This is a genomic window from Arhodomonas aquaeolei DSM 8974 (genome assembly GCF_000374645.1).
In the GTDB taxonomy this organism is placed as follows: Bacteria; Pseudomonadota; Gammaproteobacteria; order Nitrococcales; family Nitrococcaceae; genus Arhodomonas; species Arhodomonas aquaeolei.
This window is the reverse complement of sequence record NZ_KB894811.1, coordinates 56,658-68,886: the sequence shown is the minus strand read 5'-3', so window position 1 is coordinate 68,886 and position 12,229 is coordinate 56,658. Positions and strand designations below refer to the sequence as shown.

The following is a 12,229-nucleotide window of genomic DNA, read 5'->3' as shown; positions in this document are numbered from 1 at the left end:
CCCGGGCGGATCGCCTCAGCCGGTGGCGGGCTCGCCGCCGAACATCCCCGTGAGCCGCGGCAGCAGCCGCCCCAGCTCCAGGGTCATGATCGCGAAGTCGGCGTCGAAGCGCTCCGCGGCGGACTCGGGGGTGAAGTCCTCGTGACCCTCCTGGACCACGTCCAGGAATTTCAGCCGTTTCACCGACAGGTCGGCGTCGAGCACGAAGCTCATGCGCTCGTCCCAGGTCAGGGCCAGGCGGCGCACCAGCTTGCCCGCGGTGATGTGGGCGGTGATCTCACTGGCATGCAGATCCAGGCGCTTGCAGCGCACCTCCGCACCCTCGTTCTGCGGGTCCTCGAAGACCGCCTCGTCACCGAGCTCCACGTCCGAGGGCTCACTCTGGCGGGAGAGCCACTCGGTCATCACCGGCTGCGGGTTGCTCGCCGCGGTCAGCGGCTGGATGGGCAGGCTGCCCAGGGCCGCGCGCAGCAGCTCGGTGACCTCCTCGGCCTGGCGCCAGGTGGCGGTATCCACCACCAGGGTGCCGTTGCGGGTGTCGATCCAGGCATACAGACGCTTGGCCCGGGTGAACGCCCGCGGCAGCAGCTCGAGGGTGATCTCCTCCTTGAGGCGGTTCTTCTCCTTGCGCCCGAGCTTGCGGTACTCCGCGGCCTCCCGCTCGGCGACGCGCTCATCCAGCGCCTCGCGGATCACCGATGCCGGCAGCAGCCGCGACTCCTCCTGCAGGCACACCAGGTACTGGCTGCCGGTGGCATAGACCAGACCCTCGCCGTCCGGGCCCGGCGGCACCCAGCCCCGGGACAGGGCCTCGGTGCTGGCCACTGGCTGGAAGGCGAAGTCCGCCAGCCGCGCGGCCAGCTCCTCGGCACTGTGCTCGAAGGTGTCGTTGAGGCGGTAGACACAGAGGTTACGGAACCACATGAAGCTTCCCCGGATCGGTATTCGGTCTTTTCTCGGGCCCCGCGGCGGCGGCCACGGTAGCGAACGGCACGGTCAGCCGACGAGGCGCTCGCGGGCGGCCTCCGCGCGACGGGCCGCGTCATTGGCGTCGTCGCCGAAGGCGGTGATGTGCCCCATCTTGCGCCCGGGCCGGGCGTCGTCCTTGCCGTAGAGGTGGAGCTTGACCCGGTCGTCGGCGAGGGCGGCGGCCCAATCCGGCTCACCCTGCGACCAGAGATCGCCGAGCAGGTTAACCATGGCCGCCGGCTGCAGCAGTGCCGTGCTGCCGAAGGGCAGCGCGCACAGGGCGCGCACCTGCTGGCCGAACTGGCAGGTCACGCTCGCGTCTACGCTGAAGTGCCCGGAGTTGTGGGGCCGCGGGGCGAGCTCGTTGACCAGCAGCTCGCCATCGCGGGTGACGAAGAACTCGACGCAGAGCACGCCGACCACGTCCAGCGCCTCGAGGATGTCCCGGGCGATGGTAACCGCCCGCCCGTTACCACCGCCGGCGAGCACCGTGCCGGGCAGGGAGACGTCGAGGACGTGGTTGCGGTGGCGGTTCTCGGTGACCCCGTAGTGCACGAACGCGCCGTCCACGCCCCGGGCCGCGACCACGCTGACCTCGCGTTCGAAGTCGACGAACGCCTCCAGCACGGCCTCGCCGCCACCGACCTCGGCCCAGGCGGAGGCCGCCTCGCCGGGCTCGCGGATGACCGCCTGGCCCTTGCCGTCGTAGCCGAAACCGGCGGTCTTGAGCACCGCCGGCGTGCCAATGCGCGTCAGCGCCTGCACCAGCTCCTCCGACCCGGTCACGCGCTCGAAGGCCGCGGTGGGGAACCCCGCCTCGGCCAGGGCACGCTTCTCGCGCAGACGGTTCTGGGCGATGTGCAGGACCTCGCCGCGGGGGCGCACGGGACAGTGCTGCGCGGCGCAGTCCGCGGCGGCAACCGGCACGTTCTCGAACTCGAAGGTCACCGCATCCACCCGCCGGGCAAAGTCGGCGACGGCGTCGAGGTCGTCATACGCCGCCACCACCTCGCGGTCGGCGACCTGGCCGGTGGGTGTGCCGGACGCCGGCGACAGGGTGTGCACACGGTAACCCATGCGCCGTGCGGCGATGGCAAACATGCGGCCGAGCTGGCCGCTGCCGAGCACCCCGAGGGTGGCCCCGGGCAGGATCGGGTCGGTCACTTGAGCTCATCCTCCACGGCCTTGCGGGCCTGACGCTCACGGAAGGCCTCCAGCGCATCACGCAGCGCCGGGCGCTCCCGGGCGAGCATGGCCACGGCGAAAAGGGCGGCGTTGCGTGCCCCGGAGCGCCCGATGGCGAAGGTCGCCGTGGGCACGCCGCCGGGCATCTGCACGATGGACAGCAGCGAGTCCATGCCCTGCAGGGCACGGCTCTCCACCGGCACGCCGAGCACCGGCAGCAGCGTCTGCGCCGCGACCATGCCCGGCAGGTGGGCGGCGCCGCCGGCGCCCGCGATGATCGCCTGCAGCCCGCGGGACTCGGCCTCCCGGGCATAGTCGCGCATGAGCTCCGGCGTGCGATGGGCGGAGACGATGCGGCACTCGTGGGCGACACCGAAGTCGCTCAGCACCTCGTCGGCGTGACGCATGGTCTCCCAGTCGGACTTGCTGCCCATGATCACCCCTACCAGGGGTTGTGCCTCGTCCATGGTGCTCCTCCCGAGGGAAAACCGCGGAGTCTACCACCTGCAGCGGGCAGCGGCGCAGCCCTGTGCGACGAGTGACCACTCACACCGCCGGTGGTTCTGCTATGATTTCATACATACGGGTGACAGCCGAGGATCGGCCGTGGACATTAACAGCGCCTTCAACTCAGGGCTCCGCGGGTTTCAGAACGCCAACCAGACCGCTGCACGCAGCGCCGAGACCATCGCCCGGCGCAGTGGCGGGCTGGCGGAGGACCGCACGGTCGAGACCGCGCTGGTCGAGGCGGTGACGGCAGAGAATCAGGCCGCCGCGGCGACACAGGTGGTACGCGCGGCCGACGAAACGTCGGGCTCGCTGATCGATACCCGCGCCTGAGCCCCGCCCGCGGCTCAAACCACCGCGGCACCCGTCCCCCTTTTCCATTGCCGCCTCGCAACCGGCGGCACGCCCTTCAGTCCATGCCGTCCATCGACGTTGCACCCCGCGCCTGAAGTAGCTCGACCACATCGCGGCGGGCGTTATCGCCGGCGTGATCCAGCGCCGTGCGTCCATCGTGGTCGCGGAGGTTCACCGATGCGCCGGCGTCGAGCAGCACCCGCGCGACTCCGGTGTGGCCCTCCCGCGCCGCCCACATGAGCGGCGTGCGCCCCGCCTCCGTCTCGCGGACATCCACCGCCACCCCCCGGGCGAGCAGCAGTCCCGCGACCTCCGGCCGGCCACTGATGGCCGCGGCGTGGAGCGCCGTATAGCCGAGCTCGTCACGGGCATGGAGGTCGGCCCCGGCCTCCAGCAGCCGCGTCACCACCGCCGGGTGGCCCATCGCCGCCGCCCGCATCATCGGCGTCCAGCCGCAGGCGTCCTCGCCATCGACTGCAGCACCACGGTCAAGGAGCGCATTCACCCGCGCCAGGTCGCCGTCCCGGGCGGCGGCGATGAGAGGCGGCTCACCGGCCGGCGCACCACCCCGGGACCCGGCGAGCCAGTACCCCGCACCGGCGATCGCCGCCACTAGCGCAGCGGCCGCGAGCATCCCCGATCCAAGGGGACCGGGGCGCCAGCGGGTACTCACGGTTCCGCCCTGCCATCGGTCGGGCGAAAGGCGGTTCTGGAGAGAAGGCGGTTCCGGCTCATGGTCTGCCTCATCCGCGGAGCCATCCATCCGTGTCGATGCTAGACCCCGCATGGAGGTCATCCATGACCCAGATCACGCCGTGGCGGCGATGGTTGCCGCCATGGCGGAATGGCCGGGAAACTGGGGCATCGTCAGCCAGTACGGTGCTCGGAGGGCGGCAATGGCGGGACGACACACCGACCCGCTGCTCGGGGTCATGCCCGGAAGCAGGCACCTTCCCCCACCAGCGGCACCGCCCGCCGCCACAACCGTCCTCCCCGGGGCGGGACGTCGCCTCGACCTGCCCGCCGGCCCGATGCACTACCTCGACGCCGGCGACGGACCCGCGGTGATCATGGTCCACGGCAACCCGACCTGGTCGTTCCTCTTCCGCGACCTCGTCGCCCGGCTGTCGGCGACGCACCGTTGCGTGGCACCGGACCACCTCGGCTTCGGCCTCTCCGGCACACCGGCGGATCGTCCCTGCCGCCCCGCGGAGCACGCGGGACACCTGGCCCGGCTGGTCGAGACCCTCGGCCTGCGGCGGATCGTCCTGGTCGGTCACGACTGGGGCGGACCGGTGGCGCTCGCCTACGCCGCGAGCCGCCCCGACAACGTCGCCGCGCTGGTGCTCAGTAACACCTGGGCGTGGCCGGTACACCGGGATCCCCGCCTGGCGGCCTTCGCCGCCCTGGCCGGCGGACCGCCCGGCCGATGGCTGATCCGGCACCACGACGCCCTCGTCCGCGCCCTGCCCCTGGCCGTCGGCGACCGGCAGCGGCTGTCCGCCACGGCCCATCGGTGCTATCGGACGGTGCGCGCCACGCCCGCGGCGCGCGACGGCTTCGCCGCGCTGCCCCGGGAGATGCTCGCCGCCCGGGCGTGGCTGGCGGCGTTGCGGGACCACCTGCCACGCCTTGGTGACACGCCCGCGCTGCTGGCCTGGGGTATGCGCGACCCGGCACTGGGCGCGCGGGTGCTGGGACACTGGCGCACGCTGCTGCCCCACGCCCGCGTGCACCCACTGGCCGGCGTCGGGCACCTGCCCCCGGAGGAGGCACCGGCGGCATTCGGCGACGCGGTGACGGGGTTCCTGGCGGAGGACGGGCCGGGTATCAGCCCTTGCTGACGTAGAACGTGTGCACACCGTCGTCCTCGTCCCGGGCGACAAGAGTGTTGTCGGTCTTGTCGCAGAAGGCGGTGAAGTCGATCACCGAGTGCGGATCCGTCGCGCGCACCCGCAGCACTGCACCGGCGGGCAGCGGGATCAGCGCCTTCTTGGTCTTGAGGATCGGCAGCGGGCAGTTGAGCCCGCGCACGTCCAGATCCGAATCGAACGGGTGAGCCATGGGATATCCTGACGCGTTACACTATCGGCCCTGACATCAGGGATTCTACTAAGCCCGGCGGCGGCAAGGCCACGCGGGCGATGGAGGGAGCGATGAGCGACAAGCAGCCGGACGCGGACTTCGACCCGCGCCCCGTCACCGACAGCGAGCTGCGCGAGGAATACACCAGCGAGCAGGTGCGACACTGGCGCGACCAGGCCGACCGCACCCACCAGGACTGGTTCAGCGTGCTCGACAACGACTACGGCAAGGACTGATCGACGCCCGCCGACATACCAATCTTCTCAGAGGTATTGTCCTGTGTCAGAGCGCCAGAGCGGTTCGGGCGGCAAGGCGCGCTCGTGCCGGTGTGGCCGGGTCACTTCATGCGAGCGCAACGCCGCAACCGGAGCGCTCTGGCGCTCCCTTTGGGCCGCTCTGTGCGCCGATGGGGCTGCGTTGCTCGCCGCTTATGGTGCCGGCTACACCGTGCGCCTCGCGCCTTGCCCCATCGACACACAGACCGGCTGACGCATGGCAATACCTCTGAGAAGATCAGTACCCCCTTGGAGGCCCCGTTTTGAGCGACACCAAGATCCTGCTTCCGGAATCGGACATCCCGACCCACTGGTACAACGTCATCCCGGACCTCCCCGGTCCGCTGGCGCCGTACGTCGGCCCCGACGGCCAGCCGGTGCCGACGGAGGCGATGACCGCCATATTCCCGCCGGCGATCGTCGAGCAGGAGGTCAGCACCGAGCGCTGGATCGCCATCCCCGAGCCGGTGCGTGAGGCCCTGCGGCTGTGGCGACCCTCGCCACTGATCCGCGCCACCCGGCTGGAGGAGGCCCTGGGCACACCGGCGAAGATCTTCTTCAAGTACGAAGGGGTCTCCCCGGCGGGCTCGCACAAGCCCAACTCCGCGGTAGCCCAGGCCTACTACAACCGCGAGGCGGGCATCACCCGGCTGACCACCGAGACCGGCGCCGGCCAGTGGGGCAGCTCACTGGCGCTGGCGGGCAGCCTCTTCGGCCTGGACGTGCGGGTCTACATGGTCCGGGTGAGCTACGAGCAGAAGCCCCACCGGCGCTCGATGATGCAGACCTGGGGCGGCGAGGTCATTCCCAGCCCCTCGCCGCTCACCGAGACCGGCCGCAAGGCCCTCGCCGACGGCCCCGACAACCCGGGCTCGCTGGGCCTGGCGATCTCCGAGGCGGTCGAGGAGGCCGCCGGCCGCGAGGACACCAATTACGCCCTGGGCTCGGTACTCAACCACGTGCTGCTGCACCAGACCGTTATCGGCCAGGAGACGAAGCGCCAGCTGGAGATCGCCGGGGCCTACCCGGACGTCATCCTCGCGCCCTGCGGCGGCGGCTCCAACGTCGGCGGCATGATGTTCCCGTTCCTCGCGGACAAGGCCGCGGGCCGGGACCTGCGCCTGGTGGCGGTTGAGCCCGACTCCTGCCCGACGCTGACCCGCGGCCACTACGCCTACGACTACGGCGACAGTGCCGGGCTGACGCCGATCATGAAGATGTACACCCTCGGCCACGACTTCATGCCCCCCGGCATCCACGCCGGCGGGCTGCGTTACCACGGCGACTCGGCGCTGGTCTCCCAGCTCTACGACGCCGGCGTGCTGGAGGCGGTGGCGGTGCCGCAGCTCGCGACCTTCGAGGCCGGTGTGCTGTTCGCCCGCACCCAGGGGATCATCCCGGCGCCGGAATCCTGCCACGCCGTGCGCGGCGCGGTGGACGAGGCCCTAAGGGCGAAGGAGGAGGGGCGCGAGCGCACCATCCTGTTCACCCTCTCCGGGCACGGCCACTTCGACATGGCCTCCTACGACCGCTATTTCGCCGGCGAGCTGGAGAACTACGAGTACCCGGAGGCGGCGATCCACCGGGCGCTGGACAACCTCCCGCAAATCGGCGGATGAGGCGTGCCGGCGGCGCGGACCGCCGGCACTTTCAACCAGAGCTCAGCACCCCTGTGAGCGGCCCGACACGCCGGAGGCTGTTACACTGGGCCGTCACAGTCACCCACCGGGATGGCAGCAATGAGTGAACTCAAGGGAATCCCCGTCGTCGTCAGCGGCAGCAAGGTGGACAAGCCCCACGGCTTCCGCGCCGTGAAGAACGGCATCAAGGCACGCCGGGACAACGCCCCCGTCGCCCGCGGCGACAAGCCCGACTGGCTGCGCGTGAAGATCCCCACGGGCAAGGGCTACAGCCGGGTCAAGCAGACCGTGCGCGAGCACCGCCTGTCCACGGTGTGCGAGGAGTCCATGTGCCCCAACATCGCCGAGTGCTGGGGCCACGGCACCGCCACCATCATGCTCATGGGCGACACCTGCACCCGTGCCTGCCGCTTCTGTGCGGTGGACACCGGCAACCCCCACGGCTGGCTTGACCACGAGGAGCCCGTTCAGACCGCCGAGACCGTCGAGCTCATGGGCCTGAAGTACGTGGTGCTGACCTCCGTGGACCGTGACGACCTCGACGACGCCGGCGCCGGCCACTACGCGGCGTGCATCCGCGCCATCAAGGAGCGCACGCCGGAAACGGCCGTCGAGGCCCTGACGCCGGACTTCCAGGGCGTTCACGAGTGGGTGGAGCGCGTCATCGACGCGGGCCTGGAGGTCTTCGCGCAGAACGTGGAGACCGTGCGCCGGCTCACCCACCCGGTGCGCGACCCGCGGGCGAGCTACGAGCGCACCCTCGACGTGCTCGAGCACGCCAAGCGTCACAACCCGAAGGTCCTCACCAAGACCAGCCTGATGGTGGGCCTCGGCGAGACCGACGAGGAGATCCTGGAGACCATGGACGACCTCCGCGCCATCGGCGTGGATATCGTCACCTTCGGGCAGTACCTCCGGCCGACGGCGAACCACCTGCCGGTGGAGCGCTACGTCACGCCCGAGCAGTTCGCACAGTATCGCGAGTGGGGCCTGGAGAAGGGCTTCCTCGAGGTGGTCTCGGGGCCGCTGGTGCGCTCGAGCTACCGTGCCGAGCGGGTACTGGAGAAAAACAACTGCGGGCTGGACGAGGCCGCCTCCGGCTGAGACCGGCGGCCACCCCGGCATCCGTAAGAAAGGCCCCCGCCCCGGCGGGGGCCTTGTCGTTTCAGCGGCGGTAGCCCGGGCGCAGGAACGGCGTCTCCGCCACGGTCACCGGGATCCCGCGCCCGCGCACCAGGGCGGTGACACGGCTGCCCACCGCCTCGAAACCGGTCTCGACGTAGCCCATCGCCACCGGCGCCCCGACACTGGGACCGAAACCGCCACTGGTCACCCGGCCGACACCGCGGCCGTCGCCGTCCTGCAGCTCCACACCCTCGCGCACCGGCGCCCGCCCCTCCGGGCGCAGGCCCACGCGGCGGCGGTCGACGCCGTCACGCAGCTGCCCGGCGATGACGTCGGCGCCGGGGTAACCGCCCTCGCGGCTGCCCCCGGGCCGGCGGACCCTGGAGACGGCCCATTCCAGCGCGGCCTCCACCGGCGTGGTGGTGGTATCCATATCGTGCCCGTACAGGCACAGCCCCGCCTCCAGGCGGAGCGAGTCGCGGGCCCCCAGGCCGACGGGCTCCACCGCCTCGTAGGCGAGCAGGCGCCGGGCCAGGGTGTCCGCGTCTTCCGCGGCCACGGAGATCTCGAAACCGTCCTCGCCGGTATAGCCGGAGCGGGTGACAAAGCACGGCACGCCGGCAACCTCGAGGGGCCGGGCATCCATGAAGACCATCTCCCGGCTGTCCGGGGCGAGCTCGGCCATGACCTCCGCGGCAGCCGGCCCCTGCAGGGCAAGCAGCGCCCGGTCGAAGCGGGACTCGACACGGACCCCGGCGCCCGCGTGGGCCTCCAGGTGGGCAAGGTCGTCATCCTTGCAGGCCGCGTTGACCACCAGGTAGAGGTGATCACCGGCATTGCAGACCATGAAGTCGTCGAGGATACCGCCGCGCTCGTCGGTGAACAGCGTGTAGCGCTGGCGCCCGGGCTTGAGCCCGGCGATGTTGCCCGTGGTCAGCGACTCCAGCATCCCGGCGGCGTCGGCGCCGTACAGGCAGACCTGCCCCATGTGCGAGACGTCGAACAGCCCGGCACGCTCGCGGGTATGCAGGTGCTCCTTCATCACCCCGAGCGGGTAGCTCACGGGCATGGCGTATCCCGCAAAGGGGACCATCCTGGCCCCGAGCTCCCGGTGCAGGGCATCCAGCGGCACCCGGCGGAGATCCGTATCGTCGCTCATGACCCAACCCCTTCGCGCTGCGGCTCGTCCATGTACTCGCTCATCGGCGGGCAGGCGCAGACGAGGTTGCGGTCGCCGTAGACGTTGTCGATCCGGGCCACCGGCGACCAGTACTTGTCCCGAGGCTGCTCGGCCATCGGGAAGACCGCGCTCTCCCTGGAGTAAGGTCGCTCCCACTCGCCCACCAGGTCCGCCGGCGTATGCGGGGCATGGCGCAGCGGGCTGTCGCCGGCGGAGAGATCGCCGCGCTCGATGGCGCGTACCTCCTCGCGGATCGCCAGCATGGCGTCGCAGAAGCGGTCGAGCTCGGCCAGGGACTCGCTCTCCGTGGGCTCGATCATCAGCGTGCCCGCCACCGGGAAGGACATGGTCGGCGCGTGGAAGCCATAGTCGATCAGCCGCTTGGCGATGTCATCCACCGTCACACCGGTCTCGTCCTTAATCGGGCGCAGGTCGATGATGCACTCGTGGGCCACCAGCCCGTCGCGCCCGGTGTAGAGCACCGGATAGGCGTCGCGCAGGCGCGCCGCGATGTAGTTGGCGTTGAGTATGGCGACCTCGGTGGCGTCCGTGAGGCCCGAGGCGCCCATCAGCCGCATGTAGGCCCAGGAGATCGGCAGGATGCCGGCACTGCCCCAGGGCGCCGCCGCCACCGGCACACCCCCGGACTCGATCCCGCCGTAGCGGTGACCGGGCAGGTACGGTGCCAGGTGGGCGCGCACGCCGATGGGCCCGACGCCCGGGCCGCCCCCGCCGTGGGGGATGCAGAAGGTCTTGTGCAGGTTCACGTGGGAGACGTCGCCGCCGAACTCGCCGGGCAGGGTCAGGCCCACCATGGCGTTGAGGTTGGCGCCGTCGATGTAGACCTGTCCACCGTGCTCGTGGACCAGGGAGCAGACCTCGCGCACGGTGGTCTCGAACACCCCGTGCGTGGACGGATAGGTGATCATGATCGCGGCCAGGCGGTCACCGTGCTCGGCGAGCCGGGCGTGCAGGTCGTCCATGTCGATGTTGCCGTCGCCGTCGCAGCGGACCACCACCACGCGCATGCCGGCCATCTGTGCGGAGGCCGGGTTGGTGCCGTGGGCGGACGACGGGATGAGGCAGACGTCGCGCTGCGGCTCGCCGCGGTCACGGTGATAGCCGCGGATCGCGAGCAGACCGGCGTACTCGCCCTGGGCGCCGGCATTGGGCTGCAGGGACACCGCGTCGTAGCCGGTGACCGCGCAGAGCATGCGCTCCAGGTCGGCGAACAGCTCACGGTAACCCTCGGTCTGCGCTGCCGGCGCGAACGGGTGGATGCCGCTGAAGGCCGCCCAGGAGACCGCCAGCATCTCGGTGGTGGCGTTGAGCTTCATGGTGCACGAGCCCAGCGGGATCATCGCCCGGTCCAGCGCCAGGTCGTAATCCGCGAGCCGCCGCAGGTAGCGCAGCATCTCCGTCTCGGAGCGGTAGCTGTGGAAGACCGGATGGGTAAGGAATGCGCTCTGCCGCGCCAGCCCGCCGGGCAGCGCATCGGCCACGCGACCGTCCAGCGCCGAGACCTCCGGCACCGCCGCGTCGTCGGCGAACACCGCCAGGAGCGCGGCCACGTCGTCGCGGGTGGTGGTCTCGTCCAGGGCGATACCGATCCTCCCCGCGCCAAGGTCGCGCAGGTTGTAGCCGGCGTCGATCGCCGCGGCGAGGCGCTCGCCGGCGGCGTCACCGGCCTCGACCACGATGGTGTCGAAGAACGGCCCATCCGCGACGCTCCAGCCGAGCTCCCGCAGGCCTTCGGCGAGGATGGCACCCAGGCGGTGGACGCGACGCGCGATGCGGGTGAGCCCGTCGGGGCCGTGGTAGACGGCGTACATCGCGGCGATCACGGCGAGCAACGCCTGCGCCGTGCAGATGTTGCTGGTCGCCTTCTCGCGGCGGATGTGCTGCTCGCGGGTCTGCAGCGCCAGGCGGTAGGCCGGGTTGCCGTGGGCGTCCACGGAAACACCCACCAGCCGCCCGGGCAGGGCCCGCTTGTGGCGGTCGCAGGTGGCCATGAAGGCGGCATGCGGGCCGCCGAAGAACAGCGGCACACCGAAGCGCTGGGCGCTGCCGACGACCACGTCCGCCCCCATCTCGCCGGGGGGCGTGAGCAGGGTCAGCGCGAGCAGGTCCGTAGCCACCACGGCCATGGCGTCGGCCGCGTGGGCCGCCTCGATCGCGGCGCTCGGGTCACGGACGGCGCCGTCGGTCCCCGGGTACTGCAGCAGCACGCCGAAGAAGCCGGACTCGGGCAGGCCCTGCCCCGGATCCCGGACCTCCACCTCGATGCCCAGGGGCGCCGCGCGGCCGCGCAGGACATCGATGGTCTGCGGATGGCAGTTGGCGTCCACGATGAAGACGTTGCCGCGATTGCGCCGGTTCACACGCTGGCACAGGGTCATTGCCTCCGCCGCCGCGGTCGACTCGTCGAGCAGCGACGCATTGGCGATCTCCATGGCAGTGAGGTCCATCACCATGGTCTGGAAATTCAGCAGCGCCTCGAGCCGGCCCTGGGAGATCTCCGGCTGGTAGGGCGTGTACGCCGTGTACCATGCCGGGTTCTCCAGCACGTTGCGCTGGATGACCGTCGGGGTGTGGGTGCCGTAATAGCCCGCGCCGATGAAGGAGCGCTTGACCTCGTTGCGCGCGGCCATCCGGCCGAGCTCGTCAATCACCTCCGCCTCGCTGCGCGGACCATCCAGCGCCAGCGGGGCGTCCATACGGATGTCCTCGGGCAGCGCCCGGGCGATGAGCGCCTCCATGCCCTCGGCGCCGACGGTCTCCAGCATACGCCGGCGCTCCCCGGCGTCCGGCCCGATGTGCCGGCCGAGGAACTCGTCGTGGCCCTCCAGGGCCGTCAGGGGGGTATGCGGTTCGCTCATGGGGTCGCCTCACTCTCTATCGTGGCGGCA

General features: G+C 71.1%; 12 protein-coding genes. 5 read left to right on the top strand and 7 right to left on the bottom strand.

The window, feature by feature from the left end:
* Positions 1–15: 15 nt before the first annotated feature.
* From rdgC to purE, 3 genes are all read right to left on the bottom strand, one after another.
* Positions 16–924, bottom strand: a complete 909-nt coding sequence (gene rdgC / locus C516_RS0112350) for a recombination-associated protein RdgC (protein ID WP_018718709.1) — start codon at positions 922–924, stop codon at positions 16–18.
* A 72-nt stretch (positions 925–996) separates the two neighbouring features.
* Complete coding sequence (locus tag C516_RS0112345) at positions 997–2,133, bottom strand: 5-(carboxyamino)imidazole ribonucleotide synthase (protein ID WP_018718708.1); 1,137 nt, start codon at positions 2,131–2,133, stop codon at positions 997–999.
* Positions 2,130–2,621: a 5-(carboxyamino)imidazole ribonucleotide mutase gene (purE, locus tag C516_RS0112340; protein ID WP_018718707.1), complete on the bottom strand. Its 492-nt coding sequence runs from the start codon at positions 2,619–2,621 to the stop codon at positions 2,130–2,132. Before purE ends, C516_RS0112345 begins: the two co-directional genes overlap by 4 nt.
* Positions 2,622–2,760: 139 nt before the next feature.
* Between purE and C516_RS0112335 the strand changes: the two genes are divergently transcribed.
* Positions 2,761–2,994, top strand: a complete 234-nt coding sequence (locus tag C516_RS0112335) for a hypothetical protein (RefSeq protein WP_018718706.1) — start codon at positions 2,761–2,763, stop codon at positions 2,992–2,994.
* Between the two features lie 76 nt (positions 2,995–3,070).
* On the opposite strand, the gene C516_RS19450 is transcribed toward C516_RS0112335, so the two are convergent.
* A complete protein-coding gene (locus C516_RS19450; RefSeq protein ID WP_018718705.1) occupies positions 3,071–3,649 on the bottom strand; it encodes an ankyrin repeat domain-containing protein in 579 nt (192 codons plus the stop codon).
* A gap of 262 nt (positions 3,650–3,911) precedes the next feature.
* Between C516_RS19450 and C516_RS20875 the strand changes: the two genes are divergently transcribed.
* A complete protein-coding gene (locus C516_RS20875; protein WP_169509151.1) occupies positions 3,912–4,859 on the top strand; it encodes an alpha/beta fold hydrolase in 948 nt (315 codons plus the stop codon).
* Here C516_RS20875 and C516_RS0112320 read toward each other — a convergent pair.
* Positions 4,846–5,079 (bottom strand): sulfurtransferase TusA family protein, encoded by a 234-nt coding sequence (locus C516_RS0112320; RefSeq protein WP_018718703.1) that lies wholly within the window; start codon positions 5,077–5,079, stop codon positions 4,846–4,848. The genes C516_RS20875 and C516_RS0112320 overlap by 14 nt on opposite strands.
* A 92-nt stretch (positions 5,080–5,171) precedes the next feature.
* On the opposite strand from C516_RS0112320, the gene C516_RS21315 reads away from it, so the two are divergent.
* The 3 genes from C516_RS21315 to lipA all read left to right on the top strand — a co-directional run bounded on the left by C516_RS21315 (position 5,172) and on the right by lipA (position 8,119).
* Positions 5,172–5,336, top strand: a complete 165-nt coding sequence (locus C516_RS21315; protein ID WP_018718702.1) for a hypothetical protein — start codon at positions 5,172–5,174, stop codon at positions 5,334–5,336.
* 302 nt (positions 5,337–5,638) lie between these two features.
* A complete protein-coding gene (locus tag C516_RS0112310) occupies positions 5,639–6,994 on the top strand; it encodes a TrpB-like pyridoxal phosphate-dependent enzyme (RefSeq protein WP_018718701.1) in 1,356 nt (451 codons plus the stop codon).
* A gap of 120 nt (positions 6,995–7,114) precedes the next feature.
* Complete coding sequence (gene lipA / locus C516_RS0112305; protein ID WP_018718700.1) at positions 7,115–8,119, top strand: lipoyl synthase; 1,005 nt, start codon at positions 7,115–7,117, stop codon at positions 8,117–8,119.
* A gap of 61 nt (positions 8,120–8,180) precedes the next feature.
* Here the strand turns inward: lipA and gcvT are convergent, their stop codons facing one another.
* Complete coding sequence (gene gcvT, locus C516_RS0112300; protein WP_018718699.1) at positions 8,181–9,299, bottom strand: glycine cleavage system aminomethyltransferase GcvT; 1,119 nt, start codon at positions 9,297–9,299, stop codon at positions 8,181–8,183.
* Positions 9,296–12,199: an aminomethyl-transferring glycine dehydrogenase gene (gene gcvP / locus C516_RS0112295; RefSeq protein ID WP_018718698.1), complete on the bottom strand. Its 2,904-nt coding sequence runs from the start codon at positions 12,197–12,199 to the stop codon at positions 9,296–9,298. Before gcvP ends, gcvT begins: the two co-directional genes overlap by 4 nt.
* Between the last annotated feature and the right edge of the window lie 30 nt (positions 12,200–12,229).

What these genes read in the sequence shown, in the direction of transcription:
- C516_RS19450 (WP_018718705.1), bottom strand. Translation starts at nt 3,649, where the DNA reads ATGCTCGCGGCCGCTGCGCTAGTGGCGGCGATCGCCGGTGCGGGGTAC.
- purE (WP_018718707.1), bottom strand. Translation starts at nt 2,621, where the DNA reads ATGGACGAGGCACAACCCCTGGTAGGGGTGATCATGGGCAGCAAGTCC.
- gcvT (WP_018718699.1), bottom strand. Translation starts at nt 9,299, where the DNA reads ATGAGCGACGATACGGATCTCCGCCGGGTGCCGCTGGATGCCCTGCAC.
- C516_RS21315 (WP_018718702.1), top strand. Translation starts at nt 5,172, where the DNA reads ATGAGCGACAAGCAGCCGGACGCGGACTTCGACCCGCGCCCCGTCACC.
- lipA (WP_018718700.1), top strand. Translation starts at nt 7,115, where the DNA reads ATGAGTGAACTCAAGGGAATCCCCGTCGTCGTCAGCGGCAGCAAGGTG.
- gcvP (WP_018718698.1), bottom strand. Translation starts at nt 12,199, where the DNA reads ATGAGCGAACCGCATACCCCCCTGACGGCCCTGGAGGGCCACGACGAG.
- C516_RS0112320 (WP_018718703.1), bottom strand. Translation starts at nt 5,079, where the DNA reads ATGGCTCACCCGTTCGATTCGGATCTGGACGTGCGCGGGCTCAACTGC.
- C516_RS20875 (WP_169509151.1), top strand. Translation starts at nt 3,912, where the DNA reads ATGGCGGGACGACACACCGACCCGCTGCTCGGGGTCATGCCCGGAAGC.
- rdgC (WP_018718709.1), bottom strand. Translation starts at nt 924, where the DNA reads ATGTGGTTCCGTAACCTCTGTGTCTACCGCCTCAACGACACCTTCGAG.